This window comes from Salmonella sp. SA15303, from assembly GCF_029962125.1.
GTDB lineage: Bacteria > Pseudomonadota > Gammaproteobacteria > Enterobacterales > Enterobacteriaceae > Salmonella > Salmonella enterica.
The window spans coordinates 631,643-648,470 of the sequence record NZ_CP123924.1 but is presented as its reverse complement, the minus strand read 5'-3'; the positions used below and the strand labels follow the sequence as shown (position 1 = coordinate 648,470).

The 16,828-nt window shown below is 52.8% G+C and carries 20 protein-coding genes; 16 read left to right on the top strand and 4 right to left on the bottom strand.

Translation table 11 applies throughout. From position 1 onward, the window contains the following. The first annotated feature begins 3 nt into the window (after positions 1-3). The 14 genes from QEN31_RS03125 (at position 4) to QEN31_RS03060 (ending at position 10,401) form a co-directional block, all read left to right on the top strand. Positions 4-501 (top strand): M48 metallopeptidase family protein, encoded by a 498-nt coding sequence (locus QEN31_RS03125; RefSeq protein ID WP_000202966.1) that lies wholly within the window; start codon positions 4-6, stop codon positions 499-501. A gap of 151 nt (positions 502-652) precedes the next feature. Next, entirely contained in the window at positions 653-1,345 is a 693-nt protein-coding gene (locus tag QEN31_RS03120) for a SanA/YdcF family protein (RefSeq protein ID WP_000951049.1), read from the top strand. Between the two features lie 88 nt (positions 1,346-1,433). After that, entirely contained in the window at positions 1,434-2,432 is a 999-nt protein-coding gene (locus tag QEN31_RS03115; protein WP_000617687.1) for a Gfo/Idh/MocA family protein, read from the top strand. Between the two features lie 272 nt (positions 2,433-2,704). Continuing rightward, positions 2,705-3,673 (top strand): TerC family protein, encoded by a 969-nt coding sequence (locus QEN31_RS03110; RefSeq protein ID WP_001098833.1) that lies wholly within the window; start codon positions 2,705-2,707, stop codon positions 3,671-3,673. A 254-nt stretch (positions 3,674-3,927) separates the two neighbouring features. Continuing rightward, the gene (gene sstT, locus QEN31_RS03105) at positions 3,928-5,172 is read left to right on the top strand and encodes a serine/threonine transporter SstT (RefSeq protein WP_000235363.1); all 1,245 of its coding nucleotides are present in this window, start codon (positions 3,928-3,930) and stop codon (positions 5,170-5,172) included. A 449-nt stretch (positions 5,173-5,621) separates the two neighbouring features. Further along, positions 5,622-6,284 (top strand): DedA family general envelope maintenance protein YqjA, encoded by a 663-nt coding sequence (yqjA, locus tag QEN31_RS03100; RefSeq protein ID WP_000422143.1) that lies wholly within the window; start codon positions 5,622-5,624, stop codon positions 6,282-6,284. Positions 6,285-6,287: 3 nt separating this feature from the next. Then, positions 6,288-6,671 carry an EnvZ/OmpR regulon moderator MzrA gene (mzrA, locus tag QEN31_RS03095; RefSeq protein WP_000917516.1) on the top strand — a complete coding sequence of 128 codons (384 nt, stop codon included), beginning with the start codon at positions 6,288-6,290 and terminating at the stop codon, positions 6,669-6,671. 144 nt (positions 6,672-6,815) lie between these two features. After that, on the top strand, positions 6,816-7,184 hold the full coding sequence (locus QEN31_RS03090; protein WP_000877297.1) for a DUF1090 domain-containing protein: 369 nt from the start codon (positions 6,816-6,818) through the stop codon (positions 7,182-7,184). Between the two features lie 41 nt (positions 7,185-7,225). Then, the gene (locus tag QEN31_RS03085; protein ID WP_000031219.1) at positions 7,226-7,531 is read left to right on the top strand and encodes a DUF883 family protein; all 306 of its coding nucleotides are present in this window, start codon (positions 7,226-7,228) and stop codon (positions 7,529-7,531) included. A 2-nt stretch (positions 7,532-7,533) separates the two neighbouring features. Continuing rightward, positions 7,534-7,932, top strand: a complete 399-nt coding sequence (locus tag QEN31_RS03080) for a phage holin family protein (protein ID WP_000785626.1) — start codon at positions 7,534-7,536, stop codon at positions 7,930-7,932. Next, positions 7,929-8,228: a YqjK-like family protein gene (locus QEN31_RS03075; protein ID WP_000095496.1), complete on the top strand. Its 300-nt coding sequence runs from the start codon at positions 7,929-7,931 to the stop codon at positions 8,226-8,228. Before QEN31_RS03080 ends, QEN31_RS03075 begins: the two co-directional genes overlap by 4 nt. Positions 8,229-8,465: 237 nt before the next feature. Beyond that, on the top strand, positions 8,466-8,858 hold the full coding sequence (locus QEN31_RS03070) for a DoxX family protein (RefSeq protein WP_001592732.1): 393 nt from the start codon (positions 8,466-8,468) through the stop codon (positions 8,856-8,858). 67 nt (positions 8,859-8,925) lie between these two features. Then, positions 8,926-9,912 (top strand): glutathione S-transferase family protein, encoded by a 987-nt coding sequence (locus tag QEN31_RS03065; protein ID WP_000531161.1) that lies wholly within the window; start codon positions 8,926-8,928, stop codon positions 9,910-9,912. Between the two features lie 123 nt (positions 9,913-10,035). Then, positions 10,036-10,401 (top strand): DUF805 domain-containing protein, encoded by a 366-nt coding sequence (locus QEN31_RS03060; protein WP_000384139.1) that lies wholly within the window; start codon positions 10,036-10,038, stop codon positions 10,399-10,401. Between the two features lie 38 nt (positions 10,402-10,439). Here the strand turns inward: QEN31_RS03060 and yhaJ are convergent, their stop codons facing one another. Continuing rightward, a complete protein-coding gene (gene yhaJ, locus QEN31_RS03055; RefSeq protein WP_001041026.1) occupies positions 10,440-11,336 on the bottom strand; it encodes a DNA-binding transcriptional regulator YhaJ in 897 nt (298 codons plus the stop codon). 104 nt (positions 11,337-11,440) lie between these two features. On the opposite strand from yhaJ, the gene QEN31_RS03050 reads away from it, so the two are divergent. After that, positions 11,441-12,142: a pirin family protein gene (locus QEN31_RS03050; RefSeq protein WP_000633547.1), complete on the top strand. Its 702-nt coding sequence runs from the start codon at positions 11,441-11,443 to the stop codon at positions 12,140-12,142. A gap of 23 nt (positions 12,143-12,165) precedes the next feature. Further along, positions 12,166-12,330: a hypothetical protein gene (locus QEN31_RS03045; RefSeq protein WP_000039324.1), complete on the top strand. Its 165-nt coding sequence runs from the start codon at positions 12,166-12,168 to the stop codon at positions 12,328-12,330. Positions 12,331-12,442: 112 nt separating this feature from the next. Here the strand turns inward: QEN31_RS03045 and QEN31_RS03040 are convergent, their stop codons facing one another. The 3 genes from QEN31_RS03040 to tdcG form a co-directional block, all read right to left on the bottom strand. Continuing rightward, positions 12,443-13,753 (bottom strand): L-cysteine desulfidase family protein, encoded by a 1,311-nt coding sequence (locus tag QEN31_RS03040; RefSeq protein ID WP_000463090.1) that lies wholly within the window; start codon positions 13,751-13,753, stop codon positions 12,443-12,445. Positions 13,754-13,778: 25 nt separating this feature from the next. Beyond that, a complete protein-coding gene (locus QEN31_RS03035; RefSeq protein ID WP_000443187.1) occupies positions 13,779-15,110 on the bottom strand; it encodes an amino acid permease in 1,332 nt (443 codons plus the stop codon). Between the two features lie 315 nt (positions 15,111-15,425). Beyond that, positions 15,426-16,790, bottom strand: a complete 1,365-nt coding sequence (tdcG, locus tag QEN31_RS03030) for an L-serine ammonia-lyase (protein WP_000622080.1) — start codon at positions 16,788-16,790, stop codon at positions 15,426-15,428. Positions 16,791-16,828 lie beyond the last annotated feature (38 nt).

The window sequence follows — 16,828 nt, the reverse complement described above, 5'->3', positions numbered from 1 at the left end:
TTGATGACCTCACTAACTTACCTTCAGGGGTATCCGGAACATCTCCTTGCCCAGGTGCGCGCCTTAATCGCCGAGCAGCGCCTGGGAGCAGTGCTGGAAAAACGTTATCCCGGCGCGCATGATTACGCCACTGACAAAGCGCTATATCACTATACTCAGGAACTGAAAAGTCAGTTTCTGCGCAATGCGCCGCCCATTAATAAAGTGATGTATGACAGCAAGATCCATGTGCTGAAAAATGCGCTGGGACTGCATACCGCTGTCTCGCGCGTTCAGGGCGGCAAGCTCAAGGCAAAGGCGGAGATCCGCGTCGCCACCGTGTTTCGTAACGCCCCGGAGCCATTCTTACGGATGATTGTGGTTCACGAGCTGGCGCACCTGAAAGAGAAAGATCATAACAAAGCGTTTTATCAGCTCTGCTGCCATATGGAGCCGCAGTACCATCAACTGGAGTTTGATACGCGACTGTGGCTGACGCATCAGGCGCTGTCGGCACAATAAATTCTGAAAATGCCCCTTCCCCCGTATCTTTTTAACGGCGTGGGCATAAAATCGGCGCGTTCACATTTCGCTCATTGCCTGCCGCCACGTCAAGGATGACGATCTGTAGAGGGTATTTTTTATCCACCGCCAACGGAACCGCGCAACGACCATGCTCTCACAATGTGCCCGTTTTATCCGCCGCCTCTGTTTTACACGCCGGGCCTTAACAGTGGCGTGTTTTCTGCTTGTCGCAGCAGGCGTCGCGCTTTTCTATTCCAACTGGCTTATCGTCAACGCCTCACAGCATCTGACATGGAATGACATTCAGACCGTTCCCGCCCGCAACGTCGGGCTGGTGTTAGGCGCCAAACCCGGCAATCGGTATTTTACCCGGCGGATTAATACTGCCGCCGCGTTGTATCACGCCGGTAAAGTGAAGTGGCTGTTAGTCAGCGGCGATAATGGCAAAAAAGAGTACGATGAACCTTCGGCGATGCAGCAGGCGCTGATGGCGAAAGGTGTGCCGGAGGCGGCCATTTTTTGTGATTATGCCGGATTCTCCACGCTGGACTCCGTGGTTCGCGCCCGGAAAGTGTTTGGCGAAAGCCGCATTACGATTATCTCGCAAGCATTTCATAATCAACGGGCGATCTGGCTGGCGCAACAATATGGCATTGACGCTATCGGCGTTAACGCGCCGGATCTGAATAAAAGGCACGGAACCTACACACGACTTCGGGAAAAGCTGGCGCGGGTTAGCGCAGTGCTGGATGCCAAAATTTTGCATCGTCAGCCTAAATATCTGGGCGCTGGCGTCACTATTGGGGCTGATAGCGCACACGGGTGCCCTTCTCGCCAGTAAAATGCCAGAGTGCGTCGCAGCGCACTGGCAAGGGCGGAAAGGCGTGCTACATTGACGAAAAATCCCTTTCTGGAGTCCGCTGACGTTTATGATACGTTTCGCTGTAATTGGGACTAACTGGATCACGCGCCAGTTTGTCGACGCCGCCCATGAAACCGGCAAATTCAGGCTCGCCGCCGTTTACTCCCGTAGTCTTGAACAGGCGCAGTCTTTCGCAAATGATTATCCCGTCGAGCATCTGTTTACCTCGCTGGAAGCGATGGCGCAAAGCGACGCGATTGAGGCGGTTTATATCGCCAGCCCGAATTCCCTGCATTTCTCCCAGACGCAGCGCTTTTTGCAGCATAAAAAACATGTCATGTGCGAAAAGCCGCTGGCTTCTAACCTGGCGGAGGTTGATGCCGCTATCGCCTGCGCGCGCGATAATCAGCGGGTACTGTTTGAAGCCTTTAAAACCGCCTGCCTGCCCAATTTCCTGCTGCTGCGGGAATCGTTGCCGAAAATCGGCAGAATGCATAAAGCATTACTAAATTACTGCCAGTACTCTTCACGTTATCAGCGCTATCTGAACGGTGAAAATCCGAATACGTTTAATCCGGCCTTCTCCAATGGTTCGATTATGGATATCGGGTATTACTGTCTGGCGTCGGCGATCGCGCTATGGGGCGAGCCGCGCAGCGTTCAGGCGTCGGCGAATTTATTGGAAAGCGGAGTAGATGCGCACGGCGTCGTGGTTATGGATTACGGCGATTTTAGCGTCACGCTACAGCATTCCAAAGTCAGCGACTCGGTACTGGCCAGTGAAATTCAGGGCGAGAGGGGATCGCTGGTCATTGAAAAGCTGTCGGAATGCCAGAAAGTGTGTTTTGCGCCGCGCGGCGCGCTGATGCAGGATCTGACCCAGCCTCAGCATATTAATACCATGCTGTATGAAGCCGGGGCGTTTGCCCAGCTTATTGAAAACCACGCCGTGGAACATCCGGGGTTGTCGCTAAGTCGCGCCACGGCAAAATGGCTGACAGAAATACGCCGTCAAACCGGGGTCATCTTCCCGGCGGACGATCTGACCCATCCCCTTACTGCGTAAAATTATGTAAATCATATGTTACAGGTCATTGACTCTACGCGTGGCCTGTCATACTTTGTTACGCGCAAAGGGGAGTAACTTCATTGCCGGTCGATCGTCATTACGATGTGTGCAAAACCACATCCGGTCACCGGGCAGCCATAAAGGAATGCGTCAGCGTATTCCTTTATTGTTGTAAGTGAGACCTTGCCGAATGGCAAGGTCTATGCATAAAAGCAACGGCTAATGCCATTCGGCGTTAGCCGTTTTTTTTTTTTGCATAGGGAGAAATAATGAATACTGTTGGTACGCCATTATTATGGGGTGGATTCGCGGTTGTTGTGGTGATAATGCTATCCATCGACCTGTTGTTGCAGGGACGCCGTGGCGCACATGCGATGTCGATGAAACAAGCGGCAGGATGGTCAATCCTGTGGGTAACGCTCTCGCTACTGTTTAACGCCGCTTTCTGGTGGTATCTGGCTGAAACGCAAGGGCGCGAAGTTGCTGACCCGCAGGCATTGGCGTTCCTTACCGGCTATCTGATTGAGAAGTCGCTGGCCGTAGATAACGTCTTTGTCTGGCTGATGCTGTTTAGCTATTTCTCCGTCCCTCCGGCTCTGCAACGCCGGGTGCTGGTGTATGGGGTTCTTGGCGCGATCGTGTTGCGTACTATCATGATTTTCGCCGGTACCTGGCTTATCACTCAGTTCGAATGGCTGCTGTATGTGTTCGGCGCCTTCCTGCTGTTTACCGGCGTAAAAATGGCGCTGGCGAAGGAAGATGAATCCGGCATTGGCGAAAAACCGATGGTGCGTTGGCTGCGCGGGCATCTGCGCATGACCGATACGATCGAGAACGAGCACTTTTTCGTACGTAAAAACGGCCTGCTGTATGCCACGCCGCTGCTGCTGGTGCTGATTATGGTTGAGTTCAGCGATGTGATCTTCGCCGTTGACAGTATTCCGGCGATCTTTGCGGTCACCACCGACCCGTTCATCGTACTGACCTCTAACCTGTTTGCCATCTTAGGACTGCGCGCGATGTACTTCCTGCTGTCCGGCGTGGCGGAACGCTTCTCGATGCTGAAATATGGTCTGGCGGTCATTCTGGTCTTTATCGGCATTAAGATGCTGATCGTCGACTTCTACCATATTCCTATCGCGATTTCGCTGGGCGTAGTGTTTGGTATTCTGACCATTACGCTGGTGATTAACGCCTGGGTTAACCATCAGCGCGATAAGAAACTACGAGCGCAATAATCTTTTATCGGGGTAAACCTGCCCCGTCAAAAACGCCCGACAGCGCACACCTGTCGGGCGTTTTTGTTTAACATGTCACAATACTGTTAATATAAAGTTATAAAACATGATCACAGCAAAAAATCCAGGATATTTCGCTTCCCGAACCTTCAACTTTCCTTATACTCAACCAGGCAAACACTTTGTTACATCCTGAAAGATGCGCCGTAAGAGCGTGCAGGGGATGACCAGCAACACAATACAAGGAATATGAAATGGCTACGCAACGAGCATCAGGGCTACTGCAGCGTTTAGCGCAAGGCAGTCTGGTTAAACAAATTTTAGTGGGTCTGGTACTGGGGATTTTACTGGCATGGATTTCTAAGCCTGCGGCAGAAGCGGTTGGCTTGCTTGGCACCCTGTTCGTCGGCGCCTTAAAAGCGGTCGCCCCCGTTCTGGTGCTGATGCTGGTAATGGCCTCGATCGCCAACCACCAGCACGGCCAAAAAACCAATATTCGCCCTATTCTCTTTCTTTACCTGCTAGGCACCTTTTCAGCCGCGCTGGCGGCCGTTGTGTTCAGCTTCGCCTTCCCTTCAACGCTGCATCTGTCCAGTAGCGCCCAGGATATCGTGCCGCCGTCCGGCATTGTAGAAGTCTTGCGCGGTCTGCTGATGAGCATGGTGTCGAACCCCATCGACGCGCTGCTGAACGCTAACTATATCGGGATTCTGGTATGGGCCGTCGGTCTGGGATTTGCCCTGCGTCATGGTAATGAAACCACCAAAAACCTCGTGAACGATATGTCTAACGCCGTGACCTTTATGGTGAAACTGGTGATCCGTTTCGCGCCAGTCGGTATTTTTGGTCTGGTTTCATCAACGCTTGCAACCACCGGCTTCTCCACCCTGTGGGGCTATGCGCACCTGCTGGTCGTCTTGATTGGCTGTATGCTGCTGGTCGCGCTGGTGGTCAACCCGCTGTTGGTATTCTGGAAAATTCGTCGCAACCCTTATCCGCTGGTGTTCGCCTGCCTGCGTGAAAGCGGCGTTTATGCCTTCTTTACCCGCAGCTCTGCCGCCAATATTCCAGTGAATATGGCGCTGTGCGAAAAGCTGAATCTGGACAGGGATACTTACTCCGTTTCCATTCCGCTGGGCGCCACTATCAATATGGCCGGCGCGGCAATTACCATTACGGTTCTGACGTTGGCGGCAGTCCATACGTTAGGCGTCCCGGTGGATCTGCCTACAGCGCTGCTGCTGAGCGTGGTGGCCTCGCTGTGTGCTTGCGGCGCCTCCGGCGTGGCAGGCGGTTCATTGCTGCTGATCCCGCTGGCGTGCAACATGTTTGGCATCCCGAACGATATCGCGATGCAGGTAGTAGCGGTCGGCTTTATTATCGGCGTATTGCAGGATTCGTGTGAAACGGCGCTGAACTCGTCTACCGATGTTCTGTTCACTGCGGCAGCCTGCCAGGCAGAGGACGAACGTCTGGCGAATAACGCCTTGCGTAGCTAAGTGATTATCGATGCCGGATGGCGTATGCCATCCGGCGTAACGATAGATCTGAATCTCCCAATCCATAGGCTGTGATGGAAAGCGAATTGATGTTCACGCGCAACATCCTCGCGTAACGTTATATGTAGATGGCGTCTGCCGCGGCGCTCGGTCAGCGTAAAGTATAAAGTGTCAGCCTGTGTAAATCCTCTCGCCACCCTCCCTTGCGATAAGCAAAATCAAAGCTCAACGACGCGTAATTTCTATAACGGACTTCGTTGACCTTTGTTACAATTAGATGCATTTTGAATTTTTGTGTGTTAGTGCTTGCTTACTTCACAACTTAACAAGGAATAGTTCAGGCCGCGAATTTGCCGTTTCCGCAACGCTGATAAAAACTCCAACTCTGTTGCGGCAGTGCAAACCTCAGATCACCGGCGTGACGTTAACCGATTCTCCAGGAATACTGAATGGAACTACTGACTCAATTGCTGAATGCCCTGTGGGCTCAGGACTTTGAAACACTGGCCAATCCTTCCATGATTGGCATGTTATATTTTGTGTTATTTATGATTTTGTTTCTGGAAAATGGGCTGCTCCCTGCCGCCTTTTTGCCTGGCGACAGCCTGTTGATCCTGGTCGGCGTGCTGATCGCCAAAGGCGCGATGGGTTATCCACAAACCATTTTGCTGCTTACCGTCGCGGCCAGCCTGGGTTGCTGGGTCAGCTATATTCAGGGCCGCTGGCTGGGGAATACCCGCACCGTGCAAAACTGGCTCTCTCATCTCCCCGCACATTATCATCAACGCGCCCATCACCTTTTCCATAAACACGGCCTGTCGGCACTATTGATAGGCCGTTTTATCGCGTTTGTCAGAACGCTGCTGCCCACCATTGCCGGCATATCCGGTCTGAATAACGCGCGCTTTCAGTTCTTCAACTGGATGAGCGGCTTGTTGTGGGTGCTTATCCTGACGTCGCTGGGCTATCTGCTGGGCAAAACGCCCGTCTTTATGAAGTATGAAGATCAGTTAATGTCATGCCTGATGCTGCTGCCCGTGGTGCTGCTCTTTTTTGGCCTGGCGGGTTCACTGGTCATGCTGTGGAAAAAGAAGTATGGGAGCCGGGGATAACTTATGCTTAAACCACGCATAACTGCCCGACAACTCATTTGGATCAGCGCTTTTCTACTGATGCTGACCATACTCATGATGACGTGGTCAACGCTGCGTCAGCAAGAGTCGACGCTGGCCATTCGCGCGGTTAACCAGGGCGCCAGTATGCCAGACGGCTTCTCAGTTCTGCATCATCTGGATGCGAACGGCATTCATTTTAAAAGCATTACGCCTAAAAATGACATGTTGCTCATTACCTTCGATTCCCCTGCGCAAAGCGCCGCAGCAAAAACAGTGCTTGATCAAACGTTACCACACGGTTATGTCGTCGCTCAGCAGGACGATGACAACGAAACGGTACAGTGGCTGTCCCGCTTACGGGAAAGCTCACACCGCTTTGGCTAATCTCCAGGAATCCGAATCATATCACTCACTTTGGTGATTTCATTGTTTAATGACTATGATTAATAAAGCGGTGTTTAACCCACCGCGTTATTATCGGGATCACCGCCCCGGACAACGGGTCCGAACATAAGGGAAAGTTCAGGAATGAAATACCGCATCGCTTTGGCTATCACGCTTTTTACACTTAGCGCCGGTAGCTACGCTAATTCGCTTTGTCAGGAAAAAGAGCAGGATATACAAAAGGAAATTAGCTACGCTGAAAAGCACAACAATCAGCGCCGTATTGAGGGTCTGAACAAGGCGCTCAGCGAAGTACGCGCCAATTGTACTGACAGCAAGCTGCGCGCCGAGCATCAGAAAAAGATCGCTGAGCAAAAAGAAGAGGTAGCCGAACGCCAACGTGATTTAGCCGAGGCAAAAGCAAAAGGCGATGCGGATAAAATAGACAAACGTGAACGTAAGCTGGCCGAGGCTCAGGATGAGCTAAAAAAACTTGAGGCCAGAGACTACTAAATTAACGCCGAATGTAAATACTCACTCACCTGGAGAAAACTATGTCGAAAGATAACACTACGGAACATCTGCGCGCTGAGTTGAAATCCCTGACCGATACGCTTGAAGAAGTGCTGAGCTCTTCGGGCGAAAAGTCGAAAGAAGAGTTGAGTAAGATTCGTAGCAAAGCCGAGCGCGCGCTGAAAGAGAGCCGTTACCGCCTGGGCGAAACGGGTGATGTGATTGCCAAACAGACTCGCGTCGCCGCCGCCCGCGCCGATGATTATGTGCGCGAAAATCCCTGGACAGGCGTAGGCATTGGCGCCGCTGTCGGTCTGGTGTTGGGCGTACTGCTGACGCGTCGTTAATTATGGCGGACTCTCGACAGGCACAAGGACCAGGCAAAAGCGTACTGGGTATCGGGCAGCGGATTGTCACCATTATCGTTGAGATGGTGGAAACCCGGCTGCGACTGGCGGTAGTAGAACTGGAAGAAGAGAAAGCGAACCTCTTTCAGCTTTTGCTGATGGTAGGTCTTACCATGCTCTTCGCGGCGTTTGGCTTAATGAGCCTGATGGTTCTGGTCATCTGGGCTATCGATCCTCAGTACCGTTTGAACGCGATGATCGCTACCACAGTTGTGCTGTTAGTGCTTGCGCTAATCGGCGGCATCTGGACTTTGCGCAAAGCGCGTCAGTCCACGCTATTGCGCCATACGCGGCACGAACTGGCTAACGATCGGCAAATTCTGGAGGACGATCAGTCGTGAGCAGCAAAGGCGAACGCGAAAAACGTAAAGCGCTGCTTCTCAGTCAGATCCAGCAGCAACGGCTGGATCTGTCCGCCAGCCGTCGCGACTGGCTGGAGACCACCGGCGCGTACGATCGCGGCTGGAATACGGTGTTAAGCCTGCGCTCCTGGGCGCTGGTCGGTAGCAGCGTAATGGCCATCTGGACCATCCGTCATCCTAATATGTTGGTACGCTGGGCGAAACGCGGCCTGGGTATCTGGAGCGCCTGGCGCCTGGTAAAAACTACCCTCCGTCAACAACAGCTCCGCGGTTAATATCTTTTCTTTTATAGCATCGCGCCATCAGGTTATCACCTGGTGGCGCGATACTTTTATGCATATCGTCTCTTTAGCAATCACTCAAATTTTTTGAAAAAATTTGGCAATTTTCCTTGCTAACAATTCCTGCACGCCACGTTTATGATTCTCTCCAGCGATAACAATGATGCGCCAAACCGCGTCATTGCTCATGAAAATAGCAGCAGCCGCCGAATCGGCCCCCTGGAGAATAAAATGAAAAAATTAGAAGATGTTGGTGTACTGATAGCGCGTATTTTAATGCCAGTTCTGTTTATTACCGCAGGATGGGGAAAAATTAGCGGCTATGCGGGCACACAGCAGTATATGGAAGCGATGGGCGTACCAGGATTCCTGCTGCCGCTCACCATACTGCTTGAGTTCGGCGGCGGTCTGGCGATTCTGCTGGGGTTCCTCACCCGCACCACTGCGCTTTTCACCGCTGGTTTTACGTTGCTGACGGCATTGATCTTCCATAGCAATTTTGCAGAAGGTGTAAACTCGCTGATGTTTATGAAAAACCTGACCATTGCCGGCGGATTCTTATTACTGGCGTTAACCGGGCCTGGCGCGTTCAGCCTTGACCGTCTGCTGAATAAAAAGTGGTAAGCAATCTATACTCAATTAAAAAAGCGAGGGAATAGCGCCTCGCTTTTGTCATCTGAAGGAGAGAGACATGGGACAACTGATCGATGGCGTCTGGCACGATACCTGGTATGACACCAAATCTTCCGGGGGGAAATTTCAGCGTTCAGCGTCGGCTTTCCGCAACTGGCTTACCGCTGACGGCGCGCCCGGACCTTCCGGCGAAGGCGGATTCGCCGCAGAAAAAGATCGTTACCATCTGTACGTTTCCCTTGCCTGCCCCTGGGCGCATCGCACGCTCATTTTCCGTAAACTGAAAGGTCTGGAGCCGTTTATTCCGGTTTCCGTCGTGAATCCATTGATGCTGGAAAACGGCTGGACGTTTGATGATACTTTTCCGGCGGCCACCGGCGATACCCTCTATCAGCATGAATTTCTCTACCAGTTGTATCTGCACGCCGATCCACACTACAGCGGCCGCGTCACCGTACCGGTCTTATGGGATAAAAAAAATCATACTATCGTCAGCAACGAGTCCGCCGAAATCATTCGTATGTTTAACTCCGCCTTCGATGGGCTGGGCGCTAAAGCCGGGGATTACTATCCCCCCGCGCTGCAAAGCAAAATTGACGAGTTAAACGGCTGGATTTATGACAACGTTAATAACGGCGTTTATAAAGCAGGCTTCGCCACCAGCCAGCAAGCGTATGATGAAGCGGTAGACAAGGTATTTACTGCGCTGGCGCGCCTGGAACAGATTCTCGGACAGCACCGCTATCTGACGGGCGACCAGTTGACCGAGGCGGATATCCGCTTATGGACGACCCTGGTACGCTTTGATCCGGTTTACGTGACTCATTTCAAATGCGACAAATACCGAATCAGCGACTACCTGAATCTGTACGGTTTCCTGCGCGATATCTATCAAATATCGGGCATTGCTGAAACTGTTAATATGGACCATATTCGTCACCACTATTTCCGTAGCCATAAAACGATTAACCCCACGGGTATCATTTCTGTCGGACCGTGGCAGGATCTGCTCGAACCTCACGGGCGCGACGTGCGCTTTGGCTAATTTCAGGCGTCCTCCGGGACGCCTTATTAATAAATACCACAAATATTTACCAGCATTTCATTCGCGGCTATTCTTAGTTTGATTACTTTAAAAACAAGTGATTGAACCATTATTGAGGCGAAAATGGATTGGTATTTAAAGGTTTTAAAAAATTATCTGGGATTTGGCGGCCGCGCGCGACGCAAAGAGTACTGGATGTTTATTCTGGTCAATATCATCTTTACCTTTGTGTTGGGCCTGCTGGACGCCATGCTTGGCTGGCAACGCGCCGGGGGTGAAGGCGTTCTGACCACCATTTACGGCGTTCTGATCTTTTTACCGTGGTGGGCCGTGCAGTTCCGTCGTCTGCATGACACTGACCGCTCCGCATGGTGGCTACTGTTGCTACTTATCCCCATTATCGGCTGGCTTATCATCATCGCGTTCAACTGCCAGAATGGTACGCCGGGCGACAACCGCTTCGGCCCCGATCCGAAACGTTTTTCCTGATGGCGGCGCGGCGCCGCTTTTAAAGCGCCGCGCGCTATTTATTTTCCGGCGAATAGCTTAGGTATTTCCCGCAGGCACCAGGCTTTTGCCTCCCCCATACTGTCGCGCCGCCAGGCCATAATAATATCGATTTCGCTGGTCGATTCCGGGCTGACCACGCGTAGCCGCCCTTCGGCAATATCCTGTTCCACCATCGAATATGGCATGGTCGCGACGCCAAGCCCGGCCAGCAGCGCCTGACGTTTATCTTCAATCGTGCTTACCGTCAGACGTGGCTGCTTATCCAGCAGTTGCACCGTTAATACCGGCCGCTCGCGCGCGGTATCCGCTACCGCTACGCCGCGGTATTTAACCCGCGTCACTTCCGAAAGCGGCTCCGGCTCCTGATGAATAGGGTGGTCAGGCGCGGCGACATACACATTCATTAACGTATACAACTTACGGGAGTTAATTTCCGACGACGATCGAAAATGCATATCCGGAGCGATAACGATATCCGCCCGTCCCTGCTCAAGCCGCTCCCATGCGCCAGCCAGTACTTCGGTAATCAATGAAAGCTGCGTATTGGCTTTAGCGGCCAGCCGGTCGATCAGTGGAAAAAAAGCAGGCGTCGGTACCAGAGCTTCAGTGACTAGCGTCAGATGCGTTTCCCAACCGCGGGCCAACGCTTCAGCATCCGTCGTTAACTTGTCTGCCGCTTCCAGCAATACCCGCCCGCGTTCCAGCAGCATACGTCCGACGTTGGTGAATTTTGTACGATGGCCGGAGCGATCGAACAGTACAACGTCCAACTCTTCTTCCAGCTTCTGCATGGTGTAACTCAGCGCGGAGGGCACACGCCCCAACTCATCAGCCGCTGCGGCAAAACTGCCCCGGCGGTCAATGGCGTCCATCACACGCAATGCTTCAAGCGTCAGCGCTCTCTCTTTAGCCATAACGTTCTCATTCAGGAAATTTGAACATACCGGGCAGAATATCTGGCTAACAATGCAGCGTCCAGCCCCTTAACATAAAAGGAAGTAAAGAGAGGTTAATAACGATGATTACGACCCGAACCGCCAAACAATGTGGACAGGCAGACTACGGATGGCTACAGGCCCGCTATACCTTCTCCTTTGGACACTATTTCGACCCTACACTGCTAGGCTACGCGTCGTTGCGCGTACTGAACCAGGAAGTGCTGGCGCCGGGCGCCTCTTTTCAGCCTCGAACTTACCCAAAGGTGGATATTTTAAACCTGATTCTGGACGGCGAAGCGGAATACCGCGACAGCGACGGCAACCATGTACAGGCTAAAGCGGGCGAAGCGTTACTGCTCGCCGCGCAGCCGGGCATTAGCTACAGCGAACATAATATCAGCAAAGTTAAGCCGTTAACCCGAATGCAACTGTGGCTTGACGCCTGTCCTGAACGGGAAAACACGCTGGTACAAAAAATCCCACTCCTGGCGGCGCAACAACAGCTTCTTGCCTCGCCCGACGGTGAGCAAAACAGCTTACAACTGCGCCAACAGGTCTGGGTACATCATATTACGCTGGAGAAAGGCGAATCGCTTAATTTCCAGCTTCACGGGCCGCGCGCCTATTTGCAGTCGATTCACGGTACGTTCCACGCGATGACGCACAACGAAGAACGCGAGGCGTTAACCTGCGGAGATGGCGCATTTATTCGTGATGAACCTAACATTACGCTGGTTGCCGATACGCCGCTGCGCGCATTACTGGTAGATTTACCGGTGTAGCCAGCCAGAAAAGGAGTCGCAAGATGAGCAAAAAATCGGCGAAGAAACGTCAGCCCGTGGTAAAACCTGCCGTACAGGAGGCGATGAGCGCCGCTGTGCCGCTGGGCTATGAAGAGATGCTAACCGAACTGGAAGCCATCGTGGCGGACGCCGAAGCCCGGCTGGCAGAAGAAGAGGCCGCAGCCTGAAATCATGCCGGATGGCGGCGCAAGCGCCCGATCCGGCTGATAACGGGTAGACCCGATAAGCGCAGCGCCATCGGGCAACACGCTGCCCCGACGTCATGCCGGGGCGTTATTATTAATGCGCTTTACTGGCCATAATCTCGATGATCTGCTTGTCGGTCTGCTGCATTGAGCGACACGCCAGCGAACACAAATTCGAAATAGATTGTTCGACATTGTGCGCCACAATCCCTTCGTTTCCGGTCACCGCCGTATCATCCAACGCCATCAGTACGGCTTTCCACGCCGCCGACGCGCTGGTAGAGACTTTCATCGCGCAGCTATTCGACGCGCCATCGCAAATCATCCCGCTGACATCACCAATCATACTGCTGATAGCCATTGCGATAGTGTCGTAACGACCATCTATCAGCCACGCCATACCCGCTGCCGCGCCCATCGCCGCCGTAGTTGCCGCGCACAGCGCCGACAAACGCGGAAGCTGATGGTGAATATAGATAGCGCTCAAATGCGATAACATTAGCGCGCGCGCCAGGCGCTCGTCATCGGCGCCGACATGTTCAGCAACCACCATGACTGGCACCGTGGCGGTAATCCCCTGGTTGCCGGAGCCGGAGTTGCTCATCGCGGGCAACGTGGCACCGCCCATTCTGGCGTCTGACGCCGCGCTGGTACGGATCAAAATCGCCGTGGAGAGATCTTTCGCCAGCAGACCGCGATCGCACTGTTTGGCCAGCGTCGAACCGATATGCAGCCCCCAGGAACCACGCAGTCCCTCCTGCGACAACGCGCCGTTTAGCCTGGCCGCATCGAGAATAAAGCGGATAGCGTCAAAGGGCACCGCATTCACAAACGCCAGGATCTCTTCCAGCGAGGTATGAGACAGCACTCCCAGTGGCGAGGTTTTTTCTTCTTCCTGCGCATTATCGGCCTGGGTAAATACCACACCCTTGTCGGTTTCTATCCGCACAATATTTGTATGATCGCCGACGATCGTGACACATGCCCAGCTATCGCCGCTATACACTTTCGCCCGTGAAAACAGAATATCGTTACATGGCTCCTGCAACATCACCGCGACATGTCCAGCGGCCAGCATCGCTTTTGCATCGGCAACGGCTTTAGCGGAAGCGTCTTTTAACACCTCCAACCCGGCTTTCGCATCACCGCCCAACGCGCCCAACGCCGCGGCGATCGGTAGCCCTACCATTCCCGTTCCTGGAACGGTAACGCCCATACCATTTTTCATCAGATTGGGCGAAACCCACGCGTCAATGCGTTCAACTGTGCCGTTAAGTTCAGCCGCCGCCGCCGCTGCCGCCAGCGCCAGTGAAATTGGCTCAGTACACCCCAGCGCCGGTTTTACTTCTTCCTGTACGGCCAGAATAAAACTTTGCCACAATGGATTTATTTTAGATTCAAACATAACAACAACCTTAATCTCAGGTATATCAAGAGAATGCCAGGAACGGAGAAACGCATAGCAGCAGACCGGTAATAATAATCAGGTACAACGAAGCGCCTTTATATTTGTGCAATGCGGGAACCTTGTAGACCAACCATGCCGGAATTAAACAGCCCACCATACCGAAGATAGGGCTACAAATAGAGGTGAAGCTCAGTACCGGCGCGTTGAGCACAATGGCGCTCCAGGCCAGCAAAATAGCGAAAATCATAATGCCGCGCTGTACCAGATTTTCCTTAATCTTCTCGGCGGGCATTTTACGGCGCAGGATATTCATCACAATGCCTTGCGTCGCTTCGCGGAATCCTAAATAAACGCCAAAGAAGGCGGTCATGACGGCAAAGATGTTCAGAATTACGCTAACCACTTTGACCCAGCCAGCGCCATCGCCGCTAATAAATTGCGCGGCGATCGCCAGGGCGGAAATATTCTGCTCGTAGGCTTTCACCGCTTCGTCATGCCCCATCGCCAGGGTGAAGGAAACCGCATAGAAAAATACGGTAACGAACAGGATGCCAAACGCAATATTCATGGCACGCAGCGCTTTATGGCGTGCGACCTCAATAGATTTTTCGCGTGAACGGTAAGAGATCACCATTGGGCTTAACGTCTGGATAAATAAAATCGAGGTCAGCGTAAATGGCAGGGTAATAATGGCGTTTTTAATCAGCAGGGCCATCGGCGGCAGCGCGCCAATGTTATACAGATGCCACATACCCACCATAGAGACGCCCAGCGCCGCCACTACCAGTAGCTTGGTCAGCACCATGCCAGTGGAGATTTTGAACAGTAATTTTTCACCGCGTGAGGAAATCGCCACCAGGATGCAGATCAGCACCAGACCATAAAATGGACTATCGGAAAGCAATCCTTCCGTTACGCCGAAAGTATGCAGATAAGAGGCGCTGTCGTTAGTAATCGCCGTAGAATAGACGAACATCCAGATGACGAGCATCACAAAGTACAGCGCGCCTAATAAAATACCCCAGTTTTTGCCCAGATAGCCGCTGATCACGCTGGGGTAGTCTTTACATTCCGGGGATTCCGCCAGCGTATTAATAAACAGCCGCTGGAACAGGTACATGGCCGGATAGCCAATAATAGAAGAGAGTAAAAAGACCCAAAGTCCCATCAGGCCAACCTGGACAGGAAGAAAAACGATCCCTGCGCCAATCGCCATCCCGATACTCATAATGACCCAACCGGTGTCGGTACTATCAAATTTGATGGCTTCACGCCATTCGCTTTCAGTCATCCCTGCCCGACGCGCCGGGGCTGATGCGTCGAGGATTACGCTGGTATTACTTGCCGATTCCATAAAATTCTCGCTCAATGTGTAGGTAGAGGTTTTTTTTATTTTTCGTGCCGCAGCAAGGCGATATGCAGAACGTGAGGTGCAGGTACTTTCTTGTAATAAGAAAATCATACGCGCACGATAAGAGAAAAACTTACCAATAAAACGCCTGCATTTCTTGTGGGTTAAGAATTCTTTTCTATTTACTATTGGTTTAATGTTGTTATTTTCTCTATTTGACGCGTATCACAACAAAAAAGGGCGCACTTTGGTGCGCCCTTTTCTCAACTTCTGTCTTCTACGTTATCCCATAGCCTGCTCACTCTGCGCCTGTCGGGCCTATCCACAAACGACTTTAATCGCCAGACCGCCGCGCGACGTCTCGCGATATTTGTCGTTCATGTCTTTACCCGTTTCGTACATGGTTTCGATTACTTTATCGAGCGAAACCCGCGGTTCAGAGGTACGGCGTAGCGCCATTCGCGCCGCATTTACCGCTTTAACGGCGTTAATCGCATTACGTTCAATACAAGGGATTTGTACCTGACCCGCCACCGGGTCACAGGTGAGGCCAAGGTTATGCTCCATCGCAATTTCCGCCGCAATACAGACCTGCGCCGGGCTGCCGCCCAGCAGTTCTGTCAGCCCCGCCGCCGCCATCGAACACGCGACGCCAACCTCGCCCTGACACCCCACTTCCGCGCCGGATATCGAGGCGTTCATCTTGTACAGCATACCAATCGCCCCCGCCGACAGCAGATAACGGGCGATAGAGTTGGCATTGACCGGACGACGGAATTTGTCGTAATAGGCCAGCACCGCAGGAATAATGCCGCACGCGCCGTTGGTCGGCGCGGTGACCACTCGCCCGCCCGCCGCGTTCTCTTCGCTCACGGCCAGGGCGAACATGTTAATCCAGTCAATAACGTTCATCGGATCGCGGGAGAGATTATCGCTGGAGACCAGCAGACGCCGTAACGCTACCGCGCGGCGTGGAACGTTCAGCGGCCCCGGCAGCACGCCCTCAGTATTCATGCCACGTTCAATTCCGGTCGCCATCACCTGCCAGATGCGGGCAAAGCCAGCGTCAATCTGCTCTTTGCTCCGCAACGCCAGTTCATTTTGCATCATCAGGCCGGAAACCGAGAGCCCCTGTCTTTCACACAGCGTCAACAGTTCGCTGGCGGAATGAAAATCATACGGCACCGATTTTTCTACGTCGTGCGACTGACCAAAACGCTCCTCTTCGACAATAAAGCCGCCGCCAATAGAGTAATACGTTTTGTGTAAAAGCGGCGCTTGTCCGTTCCAGGCGGTAATACGCATACCGTTTTCATGGCGCGCCAGGGTTTCAGCGTGAAAGAAAATACTGTCGGCGACGGGAAAATCCACCACATGCGCGCCACCCGCCACCGATAAACGGCTGCTGCGGGCAACCTCCTGGATAAACGCCGGAATGCTATCAATATTGACATCCTGCGGCGTATTGCCCGCCAGGCCCATAATGACGGCGGTATCGGTCGCGTGGCCTTTGCCCGTCAGCGATAGCGATCCGTAAAGATCAACCGTGATGCGCGTCGTTCGCGGCAGGTCGCCGCTGTCGATCAGCCGATCGATAAAACATTTTCCTGCATTCATTGGCCCTACGGTATGGGAGCTTGAAGGTCCAATGCCAATCTTAAAAATATCAAATGCGCTAATCATATCTCCCCCTAAGATTACCGTTCAGCGAAGATCCGTCG

Excerpts from the sequence above, each read along its gene's own strand:
- QEN31_RS03125 (WP_000202966.1), top strand. The coding sequence starts at position 4 with ATGACCTCACTAACTTACCTTCAGGGGTATCCGGAACATCTCCTTGCC.
- QEN31_RS03120 (WP_000951049.1), top strand. The coding sequence starts at position 653 with ATGCTCTCACAATGTGCCCGTTTTATCCGCCGCCTCTGTTTTACACGC.
- QEN31_RS03115 (WP_000617687.1), top strand. The coding sequence starts at position 1,434 with ATGATACGTTTCGCTGTAATTGGGACTAACTGGATCACGCGCCAGTTT.
- QEN31_RS03110 (WP_001098833.1), top strand. The coding sequence starts at position 2,705 with ATGAATACTGTTGGTACGCCATTATTATGGGGTGGATTCGCGGTTGTT.
- sstT (WP_000235363.1), top strand. The coding sequence starts at position 3,928 with ATGGCTACGCAACGAGCATCAGGGCTACTGCAGCGTTTAGCGCAAGGC.
- yqjA (WP_000422143.1), top strand. The coding sequence starts at position 5,622 with ATGGAACTACTGACTCAATTGCTGAATGCCCTGTGGGCTCAGGACTTT.
- mzrA (WP_000917516.1), top strand. The coding sequence starts at position 6,288 with ATGCTTAAACCACGCATAACTGCCCGACAACTCATTTGGATCAGCGCT.
- QEN31_RS03090 (WP_000877297.1), top strand. The coding sequence starts at position 6,816 with ATGAAATACCGCATCGCTTTGGCTATCACGCTTTTTACACTTAGCGCC.
- QEN31_RS03085 (WP_000031219.1), top strand. The coding sequence starts at position 7,226 with ATGTCGAAAGATAACACTACGGAACATCTGCGCGCTGAGTTGAAATCC.
- QEN31_RS03080 (WP_000785626.1), top strand. The coding sequence starts at position 7,534 with ATGGCGGACTCTCGACAGGCACAAGGACCAGGCAAAAGCGTACTGGGT.
- QEN31_RS03070 (WP_001592732.1), top strand. The coding sequence starts at position 8,466 with ATGAAAAAATTAGAAGATGTTGGTGTACTGATAGCGCGTATTTTAATG.
- QEN31_RS03065 (WP_000531161.1), top strand. The coding sequence starts at position 8,926 with ATGGGACAACTGATCGATGGCGTCTGGCACGATACCTGGTATGACACC.
- QEN31_RS03060 (WP_000384139.1), top strand. The coding sequence starts at position 10,036 with ATGGATTGGTATTTAAAGGTTTTAAAAAATTATCTGGGATTTGGCGGC.
- yhaJ (WP_001041026.1), bottom strand. The coding sequence starts at position 11,336 with ATGGCTAAAGAGAGAGCGCTGACGCTTGAAGCATTGCGTGTGATGGAC.
- QEN31_RS03050 (WP_000633547.1), top strand. The coding sequence starts at position 11,441 with ATGATTACGACCCGAACCGCCAAACAATGTGGACAGGCAGACTACGGA.
- QEN31_RS03045 (WP_000039324.1), top strand. The coding sequence starts at position 12,166 with ATGAGCAAAAAATCGGCGAAGAAACGTCAGCCCGTGGTAAAACCTGCC.
- QEN31_RS03040 (WP_000463090.1), bottom strand. The coding sequence starts at position 13,753 with ATGTTTGAATCTAAAATAAATCCATTGTGGCAAAGTTTTATTCTGGCC.
- QEN31_RS03035 (WP_000443187.1), bottom strand. The coding sequence starts at position 15,110 with ATGGAATCGGCAAGTAATACCAGCGTAATCCTCGACGCATCAGCCCCG.
- tdcG (WP_000622080.1), bottom strand. The coding sequence starts at position 16,790 with ATGATTAGCGCATTTGATATTTTTAAGATTGGCATTGGACCTTCAAGC.